This window comes from Flavobacterium sp. B330r (genome assembly GCF_056824325.1).
Genome location: NZ_CP124860.1, coordinates 3,554,853 through 3,574,793, shown reverse-complemented (window position 1 = coordinate 3,574,793; position 19,941 = coordinate 3,554,853). Strand labels below are relative to the sequence as shown.

Annotated in this window: 11 protein-coding genes; 7 read left to right on the top strand and 4 right to left on the bottom strand. The window is 35.0% G+C overall.

All coding sequences use genetic code 11. The features are described from left to right. Window positions 1–24 precede the first annotated feature (24 nt). From QLQ95_RS15795 to QLQ95_RS15785, 3 genes are all read right to left on the bottom strand, one after another. Window positions 25–1,404 carry a sugar MFS transporter gene (locus tag QLQ95_RS15795; protein ID WP_428237077.1) on the bottom strand — a complete coding sequence of 460 codons (1,380 nt, stop codon included), beginning with the start codon at window positions 1,402–1,404 and terminating at the stop codon, window positions 25–27. 165 nt (window positions 1,405–1,569) lie between these two features. Next, complete coding sequence (locus QLQ95_RS15790; RefSeq protein WP_428237078.1) at window positions 1,570–2,451, bottom strand: sugar phosphate nucleotidyltransferase; 882 nt, start codon at window positions 2,449–2,451, stop codon at window positions 1,570–1,572. A 6-nt stretch (window positions 2,452–2,457) separates the two neighbouring features. Further along, window positions 2,458–3,549, bottom strand: coding sequence for a GHMP family kinase ATP-binding protein (locus QLQ95_RS15785; RefSeq protein ID WP_428237079.1), 1,092 nt, complete (start codon window positions 3,547–3,549; stop codon window positions 2,458–2,460). Between the two features lie 231 nt (window positions 3,550–3,780). Here QLQ95_RS15785 and QLQ95_RS15780 point away from each other — a divergent pair, with 231 nt between their 5' ends. Beyond that, window positions 3,781–4,821: a LacI family DNA-binding transcriptional regulator gene (locus QLQ95_RS15780; protein ID WP_482500562.1), complete on the top strand. Its 1,041-nt coding sequence runs from the start codon at window positions 3,781–3,783 to the stop codon at window positions 4,819–4,821. A 349-nt stretch (window positions 4,822–5,170) separates the two neighbouring features. On the opposite strand, the gene QLQ95_RS15775 is transcribed toward QLQ95_RS15780, so the two are convergent. Further along, the gene (locus QLQ95_RS15775) at window positions 5,171–5,809 is read right to left on the bottom strand and encodes a sugar-binding protein (protein WP_428239342.1); all 639 of its coding nucleotides are present in this window, start codon (window positions 5,807–5,809) and stop codon (window positions 5,171–5,173) included. Window positions 5,810–6,489: 680 nt separating this feature from the next. Between QLQ95_RS15775 and QLQ95_RS15770 the strand changes: the two genes are divergently transcribed. From QLQ95_RS15770 to QLQ95_RS15745, 6 genes are all read left to right on the top strand, one after another. Further along, window positions 6,490–9,588 carry a SusC/RagA family TonB-linked outer membrane protein gene (locus QLQ95_RS15770; RefSeq protein ID WP_482500560.1) on the top strand — a complete coding sequence of 1,033 codons (3,099 nt, stop codon included), beginning with the start codon at window positions 6,490–6,492 and terminating at the stop codon, window positions 9,586–9,588. A gap of 36 nt (window positions 9,589–9,624) precedes the next feature. Next, window positions 9,625–11,136 carry a RagB/SusD family nutrient uptake outer membrane protein gene (locus QLQ95_RS15765; RefSeq protein ID WP_320495278.1) on the top strand — a complete coding sequence of 504 codons (1,512 nt, stop codon included), beginning with the start codon at window positions 9,625–9,627 and terminating at the stop codon, window positions 11,134–11,136. A 99-nt stretch (window positions 11,137–11,235) separates the two neighbouring features. After that, entirely contained in the window at window positions 11,236–12,642 is a 1,407-nt protein-coding gene (locus tag QLQ95_RS15760) for an aryl-sulfate sulfotransferase (RefSeq protein WP_482500558.1), read from the top strand. Between the two features lie 12 nt (window positions 12,643–12,654). Next, window positions 12,655–13,656, top strand: coding sequence for a c-type cytochrome (locus QLQ95_RS15755; RefSeq protein ID WP_428237984.1), 1,002 nt, complete (start codon window positions 12,655–12,657; stop codon window positions 13,654–13,656). A gap of 32 nt (window positions 13,657–13,688) precedes the next feature. Beyond that, window positions 13,689–16,691 (top strand): glycoside hydrolase domain-containing protein, encoded by a 3,003-nt coding sequence (locus tag QLQ95_RS15750; protein ID WP_482500556.1) that lies wholly within the window; start codon window positions 13,689–13,691, stop codon window positions 16,689–16,691. A 140-nt stretch (window positions 16,692–16,831) separates the two neighbouring features. Beyond that, window positions 16,832–19,924, top strand: a complete 3,093-nt coding sequence (locus tag QLQ95_RS15745) for a DUF5107 domain-containing protein (RefSeq protein ID WP_482500554.1) — start codon at window positions 16,832–16,834, stop codon at window positions 19,922–19,924. Window positions 19,925–19,941 lie beyond the last annotated feature (17 nt).

Genomic DNA, 19,941 nt, shown 5'->3' with positions numbered 1-19,941 from the left:
GATATATTAATTTTTTATTTTTGTTCAACTATTCCATTTCCTGTACTTATGTCCTTTTACAGCATAAAACAAAATCATTGCATAAGATGGTAATAACATTAAATACGCCAACTGATTACCGCTTTTTGAAACGCCTTGCATATTTTTTGCAATATTTGCAGAATTGATGCTTTCAGTAATCATTCCGTAAAACAGTGGAAAAACTGCTCCACCGATAATTCCCATAATCAAAATAGCACTACCAATCTTTGTATAACCTCCTAAATCCTGCAAAGCCATTGGCCATATTGCTGGCCAGCACAATGCATTTGCCAATCCTAAAAGCGCTACTAAAAGTATTACCAATGGTATATTTGGAGTCCCAGGAACTGCAATCATTATTTTTGGCGAAATCAAAACAATTGCCAAAACCAGCACCAAGCCCAATATTCCTGACACTTTTAAAGCAGTGACCTGAGAAAGATATTTAGGGATCAATACTATTCCAAGAACGTATCCGATAACCATTGCCGACATGGTAAATGAGGTTAGTTTAAGATAGAAATTCCCTTCTTCACCATAAACTCCAAGCTGTTTTCCGAAAGCTCCAATAGAATCTCCCGCCAAAACTTCGGCAGACAAATACAGCATTAAAGTAATTACTCCCAAAACAAGCTGCGGATATTTAAATGCATTTTTAATCTGTTGAAAAACACTTAAATTAGAAACATTTCCTTCTTCATCCAAATCAATTTCTGGAAGAGGAGAAAATTTCACCATCAAAGCTAAAACAGTAATAATCAACCCCATATAAAGATACGGCGTTTGTAATTGCAAAGCAAGAGAATTTAACGCTGTAGTTTTTGCAACTTCATCCATCGCCGCGATTTTGTCTGCGGTAAAGTCCTGCATATTAGACAAAACCAAAACCGTAAGAACGATTGGCGCTACAAATCCAGCTAGTTTATTTGCAATTCCTAAAACACTGATTCTTGCAGCTGCACTTTCTCTTGGACCAATTACAACAACATAAGGGTTTGATGCTGTCTGTAAAACCGCCAAGCCAGTTCCCATTACAAATAAGGCCAATAAAAACAAAAGAAAAGTACGACTAGAAGCCGCTGGATAAAACATAAAAGCTCCTGCGGCGATAATTAGCAATCCTAAAGAAATTCCGTTTTTATATCCCACTTTTTCAATAATGTAAGAAGAAGGAACTGCCATTACGAAGTAGGCAATATAAAATGCGAAAGTCACAAAATAAGCTTGCGAAGAAGTTAGTTCGCAGGCTAATTCAAAAAACGGAATTAGTGGTCCGTTAAGCCAGGTTACGAATCCTAGAATAAAAAACAATAAGGTTAAAATTACCATCGGAACAATGGCACTTTTTTTCTCTACCTGTAATGTACTTTGAATGTTTGTCATAATTTTTGGTTGATTAGTTTATAGATTTATTTAATTCAAAATCTAAATTAGAATCAACTCTCACATTATTGATTGCGTAATTTATGCAAATATCTGCATTTTTTTTGCAAAACAAAAGTACTACATTAAATTTCCTTATTCTCTAATTTAGATATGAAAGTTTTGTTAATTTTTGCTATTCCAGTTTAAATCAGGGTAATATTTTGCCAAATATGTTTTTACATCGGCAATATCTTCTTTGGCTGTTAGGTCTGGAACATGCTCCGAAAACGGAATTCCGATCGTTGTATTCGGATTTTCCTTAACGGAGTTCAAAAGCACTGTTGGAAGCTCCTTTTCATCACGCTCTGGATGAACGGGACAATTTTTAAGATGTATATATAAAGTCTTGCCATTAAACTTAAAAGCATTCATACTCACACGTATCTTTCCTTCTGCATCTTTATATTGTTCCAAATCTTCTTCTGAAGGCTTTTCTAAAATATCCAAAAGCTGATTATTTGAATCCAATTTTGCAATTGCAAAACGAGAAATACGCTCCAGCGGAAAATCCATTGCATCGCGATCGTAACTAATAAAAGCATTCGGACTTTCAGTTTCTCTTAAAGCACGCAATGCTTCAGCCGAATACAAATTATCGCTATTACAAACCGAATAAAACTGCGAATTCAATTCTGGATATTGCTCTACTGCCTGAAACAAAGCGTCTGCAGTTCCAAAAGGTTTCACTCTTCCTTCAGGAATATATTGAATCGCAAATGAGATGTTCAATCCATGAAAATCATTATCCTTCATTTTACTTCCGTAAAACTCTTTAAACAATTCTCCCTGCTCACCTATTATAATATAGATGTTTTTATAGCCTGCTTTTTTTGCATTCCACAAAAGATAATCCAACAGCGGTCTTCCGCTTGCGCCAACTCCTATTAAACCTTTACTTCTTTCATTGGCCTGCGCAATTTCTTCAGGAGATAAATTATCTGTAACCGCTTCTTTTTTCATACGAGAAGAAGCTCCACCAGCTAGAATTACTAAATTGTCGTGCATTTTATTCTAATTTTCAATATTATCAATAATTCGTACTCCCGGATCAACATTTACCGCATAAGCTTCTTGGGCCCCTGCATCTAAAATCGCTTTAATAACTGCATCTTCATTTTTCGGATCGGCTATTACTACAATACTTCCGCCACCGCCAGAACCCACAATTTTTGCTCCGTATGCACCTGCTTTTAAGGCCGCATTAATCATTGCATCAATTTTTGGAACGGTTATTTTCAGCAAATCGCGTAAAATTTCATGATGCCCATTCATTAAAGCACCTATTTTTTTAAGATCTAAAACTGGTTTTTCAAATTCCTTTAAAGCTTCTTTGGTAAAATAATAATTTCTAATGGCCGCTTCAAAAAACGGAATTAGACGATCTGGAAGACAATTTCTATATTTATCCAAATCCTCTATTTCAGATGAATTCAAGTCAAACTGCGGATAGTTTTGCTTCACAATATCAATTGCCATTAAAGCATTTCCTTTTAATTCGCCAAGCAATCCAATAGTTTCTTTTGGAACACCTGAAACTCCAGTAATTAAACCTTTTAACCCCGTTCCTATTACATTAAAAGAAAACGGTTTTCTGGTATTAATATAAACGATATTTCCAACGCCAATACTAAAATGATCCATCATTCCGCCAGGTTCTCCATGTTCTACAACTTCAGATTCGTAACCTAATTTAGAAAGAAATTCAGGCGTAACTTCTTGATCAATTCCGAAAGCTTCTATCAGGAAACGAATCCAAGCCATCAGCAAAGCCGACGAACTCGATGTTCCCGAATTAATCGGAATATCTCCAGTAATTGTAATATCGTAACCCGATTTAGGTTCACAGCCATATCTTCGCAATACTCGCAAAGCAGATGCAAAATAATCTCTCGGTTCTAATTTTTCGAAAGCCTCGTATATATCGACAACTCTAATTTCATTAATATCAACCATATTCAGAACAAAAGTTTTGGCCTGATTTTCTTTTGCAATTAATTTAATATTTCGATCTATCGCACAGGCTATAACAGGCAACCCTAAATAATCTTGATGATCTCCAAAAAGACAGGTTCGGCCGGGAGCTAATGAGGTAATTTTTTTCACTTAAACACTTTGTGTTAAAATACTTTATTTCAATAAATTAAAGCATTATTTGGTTATAGATTTATTTTAGTTTTTCGGTTTTTATTTCACGAAACTAGAGATTATATTTTTATAAAGCAAGAAAAAATATAAAAATGTGCTCGAACACACTATTTTTATGTTCTCGAGCACATTTATTAATTCTTACACAAAAAATGCGTTTATTAACTCAAAGTTTTTATATTTGTCTATATGGACAAAAAGTACACAATTAAGGATATAGCACAAATGGCTGGAGTTTCTAAGGGAACTGTAGATCGTGTGCTGCACAATAGAGGAAAAGTCTCTCCTGCTGCACTCGAAAAAATCAATGAAGTTTTGAATGTTATTGATTACGAGCCCAACTTAATTGCACGAAATCTGAAAAGCACAAAAGTGTATCGTATTTGCGTTTTACTTCCTGATCCTGTATTTGATCCTTACTGGCTTCCTTGTGTTAACGGAATTCAGGATGCCATTACAGAATTCAAAGCTTACAATGTCGTTATAGAAATACATTACTTTAATCCAGAAAGCACCAAATCTTTTTTAAAGACAAATGAAACTATTATATCGCAATCACCAGATGCTGTCTTATTGACTCCGCTTTTCCATAAAGAAACCATCGAAATCATAAATCAATATGACGAACTGGGGATTATGGTCAACACCTTTAACAACCAGGTGGAATCCTCTTCTATTAAAAGTTTTGTGGGACAAGATTTATACAAAAGCGGCCGTGTTGCCGCTAGTTTAATGAATCTGATTCTTCCTAAAGGGCAAATTGCAATTATACATATTGATGAAAGTCTTAAAAATGCCGTTCACATGCAGGAAAAAGAACGCGGCTTTAGAAGTTATTTTGAAGAAAAAAAACTTTCTAATTTCTCTTTAACCACTTTAAAACTGAAATATTCCAACATTGAAACTAAGCTACCAGCTTTCATAAATGAAAATCCAGATTTAAGCGGCATTTTCATCACCACTTCAAAAGCTTACCAAATTGCTTCTACACTTTCAAACGTAACAGACAAAAAGATCGCTTTGATTGGATATGATTTAATTGATAAAAATGTTAGTTTTTTAAATCAAGGATTGGTTCACTTCTTAATCCATCAAAATCAAAAAAGACAGGCTTATTTAGGCGTAAGCACTTTAGCAGATCACTTTATCTTTAGAAAAGACATTCCGGAAACTATATTGCTTCCTATTGATATTATCAATGTAGAAAATGCTTCTTTTTACGTTAGCTAATGTGGTTTACCGCTAAGGCACTAAGTTTTTTTTTTTAAAATCTCGCAAAGTCGCAGAGGCGCAAAGTTTTTATTACACTTTCAATTCCTCAATTACTGTATGCTTTAACTCAATATCACTCAAGGATTTGTTTTTTTTTCTCGCAGATTTTGCAGATTTATGCAGAAAAATGAATGAAAAAATCTCCACCTCCAGCTAAAGCCAGAGACAATTCAAACTAGGTTTTCCCTTTAAAAAAAAACTTTGCGCCTCTGCGACTTTGCGAGATTCAAATAAAATAAAATAAAAAAAAAAAAAAAAAGTAAAAAACTTTGTGCCTTAGCGCCTTTGCAGCAAACCTTACAACAAACTATTCCTTCAAAACGAACTTCCCAAAAGAAGAAGGGATATGAAAATTCGGTTCTGCAGTATTGGGATCTACCCACGTAATCCAAGTTGGTTCGTAATTTCCGTTTTCATCTTTAGAGAATTTAGCTCGGTAAACTCCAGCTTCGATAATATTGCCCTGAATTAAATCCAATTCTTTTAAAGACGCAATACTAATTCTTCCCGCAACCGTAAACGATTTTTGTCCTTTTACCGACTGTATTTCCAACTGTTTTTCTGGCCATCTCCAATTGTAATCAAAATTCCAATTCGGATAAGCTTCAAAATCCAAAATACGTGCATCTACATCCATTTCCAAACAATAATACGGACTTAGTTTTTCATTTTTTCTAAAAAACAGCTCTACTCTATCCGAATTACAAATACTGTCTGTAGAATTGTCTTTTCGATCAATATAAACCTCTGAATCAAAAACTTGAAAATTAAAATACAGATAATCTAAATCCCAAAGCGCACGAAATTCAATCTTTAAGACTGGATCATTATTCCATGGCGAAGTAAAATCAGTTAAACAATTTGCTTTTTCCCAAAAAACAGGATCTAAAATCTGAGTTACATTTTTTTCGTTTTTATCGATTATTTCTACGTGGTATTCTTTCAAAATTCTTCTTCTTAAAATCTGTTAATTTTTCATTTTCAAAAAAGGTCAAAATGACCATTAATTCATTTCGCGATTTCGGCCTTTTTATTGTTGACCAATATAGTTCAAAAATCGAATTAAAAAACAAAGCGAATTCATAATTAAAACTAAAAATCACTTCTTTTTCAGCATAAGAAAAGACTGCTTAATTTTTACGTTTTTCGCTTAGTGGTTGCGAAATTCATAAGTTTTTAATAAATCCTTATTTAAAATTCAAAAAAACGCCAATATCACACCTACTGTTTTTTCCAAACTATTTTAAAAATATCACAGCAATTTAAGTCAAAAAAAACGATTCGCACAATTTTATGTGCTCGAGAACATAAATTTTGTGTGTTCGAGCACATTTTTTGTGTTTTTTCTTGTTTTATAAAAATATAATCTCTAGTTTCGTCAGAGATTAATCTTAAAACTAAGTTAATTATGCAAAAATCGGGGCGATTTTTAACCTTTAAAAAAGAAGAAAATAGAACTAAACAAGCCGTGTTTAGCGCAAAAGCAAAACCTCTTATTTGCATAGAAAACAATTTAATCAACACGTAACTAAAAAAAACAAAATGAATTCCACGATCAAAAAAGAAATCTAAAACCTACAAACAAGAAAAAAAACAATTAAACATTAACCAAAACCAATTTAAAGTATGAAATTATTAACCCAAAAAAAGCCAAGAGATTTTCGGATTAACAATTTATCCCGCAAAGAAATCGGAATAACGGTTCTCTCGTTATTAGTTTTTACATTTCAAGCTTCTGCAGCTTCTTCTATAAATACTTCAGATAAAAATAAAACCGCGCTGTATTTTGAAAAAACAGTAAAAGGTACTGTTACAGATCAAAACGGTTTGCCTCTTCCAGGAGCAAATGTTGTGGTTAAAGGCACTACAAAAGGTGTTCAGACGGATGTTGACGGAACTTTTGCTATTACAGTTCCAGATAATGCAACAAAATTGGTAATTACTTTCATTGGTATGGAAGACCAAGAAGTAAGTATTGGAAGCGCGCCTCTAAAAATTGTCATGAAAGAAGCAGGACAAAAACTAGAAGAAGTAGTAATTGGATACGGAAAATCTAAGAAAAAAGACCTTACAGGTTCTGTGAGTTCTCTTAGCAAAGACAATTTAAACTTAGGCGGAACGGTTGCAAACGTTGGACAAGCTCTTCAAGGACGTGCTTCTGGAGTACAGGTGCAGCAAAACAGTTATGCGCCAGGAACAAATCCTCAGGTTGTAATTAGAGGTGGGAACTCAATTAATACCTCTAATGCTCCGCTATACGTAGTCGACGGATTCATTACCAGTACTGGAGGTTCTATTAGTCCAAACGACATTGAAAACATTCAAATCCTTAAAGATGCGGCTTCTACAGCAATCTACGGTGCTCGTGGAGGAAATGGGGTAATTTTGATTACTACTAAAAAAGGAAAAGCTGGAAAAATGAATGTGGAAGCTGAGATTTCTGATGGTTTTCAAAATATCATAAAAGAGCCTTCTTTATTGACTGGACAGCAATATGCCAATTACCAGAATGCTCTTAATGCTGAAAACGGAAGACCTCCACTTTTCCCTTCAAGCTTTCCTGTTGCCAATACGAACTGGTTTGACGCTGCAACTCGTACTGGTGAGGTTCTTAACAGAACGCTTACTTTTAGCGGAAGCGACCAAACTTCTAAATTCTTTCTTTCTGGAAACTATTTAAAACAAACTGGAGCTATCGTAAACACTGATTTTGAAAGATATAGTGTGAGAATGGGTGCAGAAAAGAAATTCAATGATAAGCTAAACATGGGAATGAATGCTTATGGTGCTGTTGCTGAAGGAAACAATAGTGATTTTGGTGATAATATCTTGTCTCCAATGTTCTCTATCCAGACTGCTCCTCCAGCTATTCCGATTTACAATGCAGATGGTTCGTATTATAAATTTCAAGGAAAGGATAATGCTTTAGCACTTTTACTTGAGCCTACAGACCACACAATCAATAGATTGGTAAACGGAAACATGTTTTTAGATTATCAGATCATTAAAGGTCTAACGTATCACTTTGGGGCTGGTGCAGAATGGCAGGAAAACATTCAAGGAAAATATACTCCAAGTACTTTAGTAGCTGGAGCAGCCTTGAAAGGTTCTGGTTCTGAGGAAAACATAACGTATTTCAGATGGAGTACAGAACAGTATTTGACTTATAAATTTGATATCAAAGAAAAACATGCTATAACAGCAATGATTGGTACTTCGAACCAAAAAGACACATTTGAGAGAGTAAGAGCAGCTGGTACAGGTTTCTCAAGCGATTTATTGACTTATTACAATTTGCAAGGAGCTTCAGTGTATTTAAAACCTGAAACAGAAAAAACAGAAACGAAATTGACTTCTTATTTTGGAAGGTTAAATTATGCGTTCAACGATAAATACTTAGCCACTTTTACAATTAGAAAAGACGGTTCTTCTCGTTTTGGACCAAACAACAGATTTGGTATTTTCCCTTCTGGAGCTGTTGCTTGGAAAATCTCTAACGAATCTTTTATGCAAAACGTAAAAGCAATTTCTGAACTAAAATTGAGAGCAAGTTATGGTATTACAGGTAGTGACGGTATTGGAGACTACTCTTACATGAGCCGCTTGTCTTCTTGGGGTGTAACTATTGCACCAGATGAATTTGTTGCAGGAACAGAACCAGCGAACTTAGCGAACCCAAATCTAAAATGGGAACAAACTGCTCAAACGGATATCGGTTTAGATTTAGGTTTATTTAATGACAAACTTTCTATTACATTCGATTATTACAAAAAAAGAACGACAGATGCTCTTTTAAATGTTCCTGTTGGAGGATGGTGGGGATTTGGCACTCAGAGAGTTAATGCAGGGGTTATTGATAACCAAGGTGTTGAACTTGGAATAAGCACCACAAACTTTAGAAATGACAAATTTACTTGGACAACTTCATTAAATCTAGCATATAACAAACAAGAAGTGGTATCTCTTGCAGATAATGTAAAAATCATCAGTTCAAACACTTCTAATCCAAGTGGAACAGTTTCTGGTCAGGAATTTACAAGATTGGAGCCAGGAAAAGAAATGGGAGTTTTGTATGGTTATATATATGCAGGGGTTATCAAAACTGGAGAAACTTATGCTCCTCAGCCATTATCTGCTCCTGGAGATCCTAAATATGTAGACGTTGATGGTGACGGTCAAATTACAGCAAAAGATAGAACGTATCTAGGAAACTCTATTCCGCATTATGTGGCTGGGTTTAATAACGATTTTAGATATAGAAACTTTGACATGAATATCTTTTTCCAAGGCGCTTTTGACTATTCAGTTTACAATATGACTAAAATGGTTGGTGAGTCTTCTACAAGCACAGATGCACTAAACCGTTGGGTTGCTGGAAAAAACGAAAATACAGATATTCCTAGAGATGGCTATTACAAAAGTACTTACGGAAGTTATGTGAATTCTAAATTTGTTGAAGAAGCTTCTTACTTGCGTCTGAAAAATGTTTCTATCGGATATACAATTCCTGAAAGTGCTCTAAAAACAGTGAAATTTATTGACAGCATCAGATTATATGCTATCGGACAAAATTTACTAACGATCACAAATTATTCTGGAAATGATCCTGAGGTAAATGGCCATACCACTAGTGCTACTGCACAAAATATTGGTGGCGGAATCGACTTTAACTCATTCCCAGCTTCAAGAACTTTTATACTTGGAATTAAAGTCGCAATTCACTAGTCTAAAATGCTTTATAGTAACATTAAATTGATTAAAATGAAAAAATATACAATCTTATTACTTTTACTTACCGCTGGGACACAATTTTCTTGCAACCAAGATTTGGATCCTACGGTATATAGCAGTTTGACTAATACCAATGGGTATCAGACAAAATCGGATGCTATTGCGGCTATCAATTCCATTTATGGAAGGCTAAAAGGACCATCTGTAGGCGATAACTTCTCGTATTGGGCTACAAGACACTTTGCTCTAACAGATATTGCTACAGATTTAGGACATTGCCAATTTGGAGGAGATCCGGGACAATTATCATTAGGAACTTGGAATTCTGCAAACGGTCTTTTGAGAGAAGACTGGAACGCGATGTATAAATTGATTGCCAATGCCAACAATGCAATTTTCAACATTACACCAATGGGCGGTATTACAGCTGCTGAAAAAGCACAATTTATTGCAGAAGCTAAATTCTTAAGATGTTCTGCTTACATGGATTTAACAGATTCTTGGGGGCCAGTAATTTTGATTACCGAAGCCAACCTTGGAAATCCTGGGTATTTAGAACAAACTCCGCCATCTTCTGTAGAAGAAATTGATGCTTTCATTATTAAAGAATTGACTGAAGCTGCAGATGTTCTTCCTCTTAATTACAAAAACAATGAAATTTATGGCACAAATGATGTAGGACGTGCTACAAAAGGCGCTGCTCTTACGCTATTGGCTAAATTGTACTTAAGAAGTCACGACTGGCAAAAAGTAGCAACGCTAACTAAACAAGTAATGGATTTAAACGAATACCAGCTTTATCCTTCTTACTTAGGTTTGTTTAAAGAAAGTAACAAATGGTGCAGCGAAAACATCTTCTCTTCTTTGAGTGACGCCAACACAAACGGAACGGAATTATTAAACCACTTTGGTCCTGTTGATCATCCTGTTGTTCAGAACAGATGGCAGTATTATACTGTAAACTGGGATTTCTACAACACTTTTGGTGATGAAGATGAAAGAAAACAATGCTTCTTCCCAGAATTTATGGGTACAGATGGTCTTCTTCATAAACAAGCGCCTTCATTGGGAGCTCAACCACCAGCTGGAGAATTCTACATGCAAGACGTTTCTACAAAAAAATATGCTGACGACGAAACCACTACTTATTATGATGGCCATAGTGTAAATATACTTCGTTATGCTGATGTTTTATTGAGCAGAGCTGAAGCATTAAACGAAATCAGCGGGCCAACTCAGGAAGCAATTGACCTTATTAACCAAGTAAAAGGAAGATCTCATGCTAAACTTCTAGTTTTATCAGATCATACGCAGACTAGTTTGAGAGATGCTATTTTACAAGAAAGAGGTTGGGAACTTTTCTACGAAGGAAAACGCCGTTCAGATCTAATCAGAATGAACAAATATGATGTTTTGGTAAATGCATACCACCTTAGAGTTGGTGAGGCCGCTTTAATCAAAATGCCGCAAAACAAATATTACACCTATCCGCAAAGTCAGGTAGACCTTAATCCGAACTTAAGCAACGCCGACAGACAATAAAGAATATCTAAATCAAGAACAGACAGTTAAATGTCTGCCTGTTCTTGATTTTTTATAACAATAAAAGTACTTTTCTGTTTCACAAAAGAAGCTTTTCAGATGATCAAAAAATTAATACAATACGGAAGTTTTATTTTAGTTCTGCTGGCCTTAGCAAGTTGTTCTAACAACCAAATTATCTCCAATATCAATATTGGCACTCATGGCAACAACGAATTGAAAATTCAGATCGATGTTATTACGAATGACCAAGCACAGGTATATGCAGAATATTGGTCGGACAAAAAAGGGAATCAAAGTAAAACAATCTCTCCTATTTCAAAATCTGGCCTTAAACACTCGTTGGTACTTTGCAACATAACTCCTGAAACCAATTATAGTTTTCAATTAATAACGGTTCAAAACGGTAATAAACAAACCAGTAAAGTTTATACTTTTAAATCTAGAAAACTTCCAGAATGGCTGCAGAAACAATTCAAAGCCAATTGTCCGAAACCAGAATTATTGCCAGAAAATTTCAAAAAAGGCTTTTTGCTTTTAGCCAAAAGAGAAACTCCTGGAACGGCTTATATTGTAGATTATAAAGGAAATTTAAGATGGTACCATACACTTGAAGGAACTGGATTTAAAGTAACTCATTTTACAAAAGAGCAAACCATTCTTTCTATTTTAGGCACAAATGATGAACCAACAAGCTACGGAAGCGAAATTCTAGAAATCAATCTTCAAGGCGATACTTTAACCCACATCAAAAAAGGACAAGGCGATTTGAAGCAGGTTCTTCATCACGAAATCATAAAAAAATCGGCTGACGAAATTGTCGCTTTAACTGTCGAGCAAAAAATAATCGATTTAACTTCTATTGGAGGAAAAAAACAAGATACCATCAACGGAGACGGAATTATTATCTTAAACAAAAAAGGAAAACAACTTTGGAAATGGAGTGTTTTTGACGACTTAGATCCGTTTAAAGATAAAGATTTACTAAAAAACAAAAAGGACTGGACGCATGCCAATAGTTTGAGCTATGATAAAGATGGAAATTTCTTAATCTCATTCTATAATAACGGTCAGATTTGGAAAATCAATTCTAAAACAGGAAAAGTAATCTGGAAATTAGGAAAAGACGGCACAATGAAAATGGCTCCAGATACCAATTTCTCTCAAGCGCATGCTGCACATATTGATCAAAACGGTAGTTTACTGTTTTTTGATAATGGTGTCGATATCAAACAATCTTCTGTTTTTGCCTTAAAAGTGGATGAAAAAAATAATGATGTAAAACTTGATTTTCATATCAAATTACCAAAAGATATATACAACGACAGAATGGGAAGTGCTTATATGATCAATAAAGACCTCTTTTTAGTTTGTTGTTCAAAAAGACACATTACCGTTTTAACCAATAAAAAAGGAGTTCTGTTATGGGCTTTAGAATCTGAAATTCCGCCATACAGAACCATCTTTATTCCTGAAGAAAAACTGAAACCTTTTCTTCTAAATTAAAAAATAGTAACCATGAAAAAAACAATTCTTATCGGACTTTTTTCAGCATTATCAATGGCTGTTTTCAATTCCTGTACCAAATCAAATTCTCAAACTTTGGCTTCAAAAACAACCGAAGAAGGAGAAGAAGATGAAGGCTATATCACAATCGACACCTCTAAAATTCCTGACGATCAATTTGGAGAATCGGTTCGTTATGGAAGAGAATTAATGATAAAAACGGCTTATTACATTGGGCCAAACGGAAAAAACGGACAATATTTAGGCAATAAAATGAACTGCACCAATTGCCACCAAGATGCTGGTACAAAACCTCATGCATTCAATTTGATGTCTTCACATGATAATTATCCACAATATCGCGGGCGCGAAAACAAGGTGCTTACACTAGCAGAAAGAGTTAATAACTGCATTATGCGCCCGCATTCTGGAAAACCGCTTCCGTTGGATAGCAAAGAAATGGTCGCCTATCTATCTTATTTTAAATGGATTAGCAAATTTGTACCAAAAGATGGCAATTTTAAAGGAGCTAAAAATTTAGAAATCGAATTTCCAGATGTTGCTGCAAGCCCAGAAAGAGGAAAAGTTTTATTTGCCGAAAACTGCGCAAGATGCCACGGAAACAATGGTGAAGGAGTTTACAATGCCGACAAATCGGGTTACACCTATCCTCCACTTTGGGGACAATACGGTTATCAGCCAGGTTCAAGCATGCACCGTGTAATCAAACAAGCGCAATGGTTAAAAAGCAATATGCCTTATGATAAAGTACTGCTTGGAAAACCATATCTTACAGACAAGCAAGCACTGGACATTGCAGCTTATGTAAATGATGATAAAATTCATACCAGACCAAATCCTAAAACATTTGATTATCCGGATAAAATGGGCAAACCTATCGATTATGCGCACAGTCCGTTTAACGATAATTTCTCTGAAGAACAGCATAAATATGGACCTTACAAACCTATTATAGCTTATTGGAAAAAACAAGGATGGAAAGCCGTTTACTAAACTCAAAATATACTATTTAACCTGATTATACAATGAAACTAAACCTAAACAAAACAACGCTTTTAAGCAGAATATTGATAATGTGTTTTATCACGATCAGCATTCCTCTAACTGCACAAATTAAATATTCAGACGGAAATGACAGCTGGAATCCGAATCAATTAGGAAATCACCGTGCTGTAGTTGCTTTTTCTGGCTCAGGAAATGTTGCTAAAACAACGATCGAATGGCGTAGAAGAGATACAAATCCGGAACTTAAAAAAATTATCGTTCAGGATGCGTCTGGAAAAGAAATTCAGAACATAAAAACCGAAAATATCAATAGAGAAAACGGAACTATTTTCTTTGAACCCATTTCTGGAAAGGGAACATACTACGTTTATTATATGCCTTATGTTGATGAAGGAACTGCAAATTATCCGAAAGGAATTTATCAGAAGCCAGAAAACAAAGCCGATGCAAAATGGCTTTCTAATGTAAAAGCAAACTTAAAAGACAATGCTGCTGTAACAGAAATTCAGAGCATAAATGCTTTCAATAGTTTTTACCCAATGGAAGTAATTGCTACAGCTTCTGAAACTTCTGCTCTTGTGGCAAAAAACAGCGGAAACTCTTTCTTGGTTTTCCCAGAAGACAGAGAACATTCTATTAAATTAAAATCAGATTTACCACAAAGATGGATTCAGAAAGGCGTTCAAAACAGTTTTTCTGATACGGCAATGAAAGGCGAATATTTAGCTTTTCAATTAGGGGTTTATGCTCTTGAAGATTTAAAAAATGTAAAAGTATCTTTTACCAACTTAGTAAGCACAACCGGAGCAACAATAGAAGCCAAAGACATTAGCTGTATCAACACGGACGGAACAAAATATGATGGCAATCCTTTCACCAATACCGTTTCAGTTTCAAAAGGAAAAATTCAAGCAATGTGGTGCGGTATCGATGTTCCGCAAACTGCTGCTGCTGGAACTTACAACGGAAAAGCAACTGTTATTGCTGACGGAAAATCAAAAGAAATCAGTCTTCAAATTACAGTTTCTAATGAAATTACAAAAAACGGAGGCATCGACAGTCCTGAAAAAATGACGCGTCTAAAATGGTTAAACTCAACTTTAGCTCAAGAAAATACGGTTATTGCTCCTTATACTCCATTAACGGTAAACAATTCTGAAATTGCTTTACTAGGAAGAAAACTGGTTTTAGCACCAAACGGATTCCCAGCGCAAATTCAGACCTACTTTACTCCAGAAATGACTTCTGTAACAACAAAAGCAAATGATATTTTAAGTTCTCCAATCGATTTTCATTTTGTTGATGCATCAGGAAAAGAAGCGCAATGGAAAAACAGCGCTGTAAAATTTACTAAAAAAGAAGCTGGAACGGTTTCTTGGGAAAGCACTTCGACTTCAAAATCAGTTCAAATGGATGTTAACGCTTCTGTTGAATTTGACGGTTTTGTACATTATATTGTAAAAGTTACGGCTCTTGAAGATGTATCATTTAACGACATTAATTTCCAAATGCCAATACAGCCAACATCTGCAAAATATATGATGGGATTAGGTCAAAAAGGTGGCGATCGCCCAGCAACTTTCGATTGGAAATGGGATGTTGCGCATAAAAATCAAGACGGCGCTTGGATTGGTGCAGTAAACTCTGGATTGCAGTTTTCTTTGAGAGACGAAAAATACAGCCGTCCATTAAACACGAATTTCTATTTGCAAAAACCTTTGTTATTGCCAACTTCTTGGGGTAACGAAAACAAAGGAGGAATTACGATTATACCAAATCAAAAATCGGTTCTAGTAAATGCGTACAGCGGTGCTAGAACAATGAAAAAAGGCGATGTTTTGTTCTATAACTTCAACTTATTAATTACGCCATTCCACACCATAAATACCGATTTTCAATGGGATACAAAGTTTTATCACAAATACAGCCCAATCGATTCTATTGCTAAAACTGGCGCAACAGTAATCAATATTCACCACGCAAACGCAATCAATCCGTATATCAATTATCCTTTTATCGAATTTAAAAAGATGAAAACGTATATCGATGAAGCACATGAAAAAGGATTAAAAGTAAAAATATACAATACGGTTAGAGAGGTTTCTAACAAAGCTTATGAGACTTTCGCTCTTAGAAGTTTAGGGCACGAAATCTATTCTCCAGGAAAAGGTGGCGGATTCTCTTGGTTGCAAGAACACGTTGGCGATGATTATATCGCTGCTTGGTTTGTTCCTGAAATTAAAGATGCTGCAATCGTAAATAGCGGTATGAATCGTTGGCATAATTATTATGTGGAAGGAATGAATTGGCTAACTCAAAACGTGGGAATCGACGGAATTTATTTAGATGACGTTGCTTTTGACAGAATCACAATGAAACGTATCAAAAGAGTTTTAACTAAAGATGGCCACCCTGGAATTATCGATTTGCATAGTGCGAATCAATATAACAAAAGCGACGGATTTAATAACAGTGCCAACTTATACATGGAGCACTTCCCGTACATCAATAAATTATGGTTTGGAGAATATTTTGATTACGAGAAAAATCAGCCAGACTTTTTCTTGACTGAGGTAAGCGGAATTCCGTTTGGACTAATGGGAGAAATGCTTCAAGATGGAGGAAATCCTTGGAGAGGAATGGTTTATGGAATGACAAACAGATTGCCTTGGAGCGACGGCGCTGACCCAAGAAACATCTGGAAAGTTTGGGATTCTTTCGGAATTAAAGGTTCTGAAATGATTGGATATTGGAGCGAAAACTGTCCTGTAAAAACAAACAACGATAAAGTTTTGGCAACAGTTTACAAAAAGAACGGAACGGCTTTAATTTCAATTGCAAACTGGGCAGATGCTGATGTAAATGTAAAACTAAATATTGACTGGAAAAAACTAGGAATCAATCCTGCAAAAGCAACTATTAGTGCTCCAGAAGTTACCAATTTCCAGCCTGCAAAAACATTCACAACAAAAGACGAAATAACTGTTCCTAAAGGAAAAGGATGGTTATTGATTGTGAAGTAAATACAACTAAAATTTAATGCCACAGATTACACAGATTAATTTGTATTACACACAGATTAAAAAAATCATTTAAATCTGTGAATCCCGATAGCTATCGGGAGTGGCAAAAAAAATAACCACAAAAAAACTAGCTCTCCATCATGAAATTTAGACCATTACTATCCTTTTTACTCCTTGGAAGCCTCTTTGTCTCAGCACAAAACAAACCCACTATAAAAGAATACAAAAAAGTATTTACGACATATCCGTTCTCAGATCCCGATCCGATTCCGAAACCAGATAACAAGTTTTATCCGTATTTCCGTTTTGATGGTTTTACCGATAAACCCGTTCAGAAAGAATGGAAAGTAATCGAAATTGAAAACGATTATATTAAACTGATGATTTTGCCAGAAATTGGCGGAAAAGTCTGGTCGGCTATAGAAAAATCTACAGGAAAAGACATTGTTTACAATAATCACGTTGTAAAATTTAGAGACATTGCCATGCGCGGACCGTGGACAAGCGGCGGTGTTGAAGGCAATTACGGAATTATCGGCCACACGCCAAACTGCGCCACTCCTGTCGATTATAAAATCATAAACCGAGAAGACGGAAGCATTAGCTGTGTAATTGGAGTTTTAGATTTATTAACTAGAACTTCTTGGAAATTAGATATCAATCTACCGAAAGACAAAGCCTATTTTACCACAAATTCGTTTTGGTCTAACACAACCGAATTCGAACAGCCTTATTATACTTGGATGAATACGGGAATAAAAGCTGCCGAAAATCTGCAGTTTATTTATCCAGGACAGACTTACATTGGTCATAACGGAGATTACCATTCGTGGCCACTAGATAAGGAAAACGGTAAAGATTTATCTTTCTATAAAAACAATAATTTTGGCGGTTACAAATCGTATCACGTATTCGGGAAATATGATGATTTCTTTGGCGGATATTATCATGACGAAGATTTCGGAATGGGAAGATACGGCAATCACGACGATAAGCCGGGTAAAAAAATCTGGATTTGGGGATTGTCCCAGCAAGGAATGATTTGGGAAAAACTATTATCCGATACTGACGGACAATATTTAGAAGTACAAAGCGGAAGATTGTTTAATCAGGCTAGCGAAGGCAGTAATCTTACTCCTTTCAAACAACGTTCATTCGCACCATATCAAACGGATACTTGGACTGAATATTGGTTTCCTGTTAAACAAACAAAAGGTTTTGTAAAAGCAAACAATTATGGTTCAGTTAATATTAAAAACGAAAACGGCTGGCTGAAAATCTATTTTTCTCCACTTCAAAAATTAAACGAAAAAATTGAAGTTTTTGAAGACGATAAAAAAGTATATTCTAAAGATATTGCTCTGAATACGATGCAAACTTTTAAAGATTCTATTCAGGTAAAAGTCGATTCTAATAAATTGAAATTTGTTTTAGGCGGCAATAAACTGGTTTGGAATTCTGCTCCAGAAGATGGAAACATCAATCGCCCTCTAGAAATACCAAAAGATTTTGATCATAATTCGGTTTACGGATTGTATCAGCAAGGAAAAAACTATATCAGTTTTAAAGATTATGTTCTAGCTGAAGATAAATTGAATGCTTGTTTAAAATTAGATCCAAACTTTGCTCCTGCTCTTTCTGCATTGGCTTCTCTGCAAATCAGAAAATTAGATTACAAAGCAGCTGTAAATTCGGCAAGCAAAGCTTTAGCAATAGATACTTACGATCCTGCTGGAAATTATTTTTATGCTTTGGCAAACTTTCATTTAGGAAATACTATTGATGCAAAAGATGGTTTTGATATTGCTGCGGCAAGTGTTGAATTTAGAAGTCCAGCTTATACTGCTTTAAGCAAAATTTATTTAGCCGAAAATGATCTGCCAAAAGCTATTGAATATGCTGAAAAAAGCTTAGTATACAATCAATACAATATAGAAGGTTTACAGGTTTTAGCGGTTTTATATCGTCTTCAAAATAATTCAGATAAAGCAAATTCAGTTTTAAAAACGATTACAAAATTGGATCCGCTGAATCATTTTGCTGATTTTGAAAAATACCTTTTGAACAATTCAAACGATTCAAAAAATGCTTTTGTTGCTGCTATACAAAACGAAATGCCAGAACAGACTTTTCTTGAATTAGGAATTTGGTACAATAATATAAGCCGAAAAGAAGAAGCTTTAAAAGTGTTTTCTATTGCAGAACCAAGTGCCGAAATTATTTATTGGAAAGCCTTTTTAGAAAACAAACCTGTTGATGTAAGCAAAATCAAACCTGGAACTTTTCCTTTTAGAAATGAAACAGCTGAAATTTTAAAATCATTAATTAAAACAAATGATCAATACCAATTGAAATATCATTTAGGTTTAATTGAATGGAATCGTAACAGTATTTCAGAAGCTAAAAGATTGTTTTCAGAATGCGGTTCAAAACCAAATGATCCTGCGTTTTATGGAGCAAAAGCTTCTTTATTCAAAGATGATGCTTCAATAGTGTTAGCAAGTCTTCAGCAAGCTATAAAATTGGATCCGCAAGGCTGGAGATACCATAAAATGCTTGCAGAACATTATATTGCTCAAAAACAATTTGACAAAGCGCTTACAACGGCGGAATCTTTCTATAAAAAACATCAAGACAATTATTTAATTGGAATGCTTTACGCTAAAACTTTACTGCTGAATAAAAAATATCGCGAAGCCGATGCATTTTTAACCAAATTGCAAATCCTTCCGTTTGAAGGCGCAACCGCAGGGAGACAATTGTATCACGAAGCTAAATTGATGCAGGCTTTAGCAGAAATCAAAAACAAGCAGTACAAAAAAGCATTACAATTTATTGCCGATGCCAAACTGTTTCCAGAGAATTTAGGTGTAGGAAAACCGTATGACGAAAATATTGATGAAAGACTAGAAAATTGGCTGGATTATGAATGTTATACCAATTTAGGAAACAAAGAAATGGCTTCTAAATCTTTGGAAAAAATTGTCGCTTTCCGTCCTGTGATTGATAATACGGTTATGAATTTCCTTCCGGCAAATCAATTGGTTTCGGCTTGGGCAATAGAAAAAACTTCTTCTGCGCAAGAGGCTGAAAAATGGATTAAAAATCAGGCCAATTTATATCCGACAAATAAAATAGTACAATGGACTTTATTGTCTTACACCAAAAAACAATCGAATATTTTAAGTGAAGATGAAAAAGACGGCGAAGTTAGAATTATCGAAAAACTGTAAAGAACTTTCTAAAACAA

Excerpts from the sequence above, each read along its gene's own strand:
- QLQ95_RS15795 (WP_428237077.1), bottom strand. The coding sequence starts at position 1,404 with ATGACAAACATTCAAAGTACATTACAGGTAGAGAAAAAAAGTGCCATT.
- QLQ95_RS15790 (WP_428237078.1), bottom strand. The coding sequence starts at position 2,451 with ATGCACGACAATTTAGTAATTCTAGCTGGTGGAGCTTCTTCTCGTATG.
- QLQ95_RS15780 (WP_482500562.1), top strand. The coding sequence starts at position 3,781 with ATGGACAAAAAGTACACAATTAAGGATATAGCACAAATGGCTGGAGTT.
- QLQ95_RS15770 (WP_482500560.1), top strand. The coding sequence starts at position 6,490 with ATGAAATTATTAACCCAAAAAAAGCCAAGAGATTTTCGGATTAACAAT.
- QLQ95_RS15765 (WP_320495278.1), top strand. The coding sequence starts at position 9,625 with ATGAAAAAATATACAATCTTATTACTTTTACTTACCGCTGGGACACAA.
- QLQ95_RS15760 (WP_482500558.1), top strand. The coding sequence starts at position 11,236 with ATGATCAAAAAATTAATACAATACGGAAGTTTTATTTTAGTTCTGCTG.
- QLQ95_RS15755 (WP_428237984.1), top strand. The coding sequence starts at position 12,655 with ATGAAAAAAACAATTCTTATCGGACTTTTTTCAGCATTATCAATGGCT.
- QLQ95_RS15750 (WP_482500556.1), top strand. The coding sequence starts at position 13,689 with ATGAAACTAAACCTAAACAAAACAACGCTTTTAAGCAGAATATTGATA.
- QLQ95_RS15745 (WP_482500554.1), top strand. The coding sequence starts at position 16,832 with ATGAAATTTAGACCATTACTATCCTTTTTACTCCTTGGAAGCCTCTTT.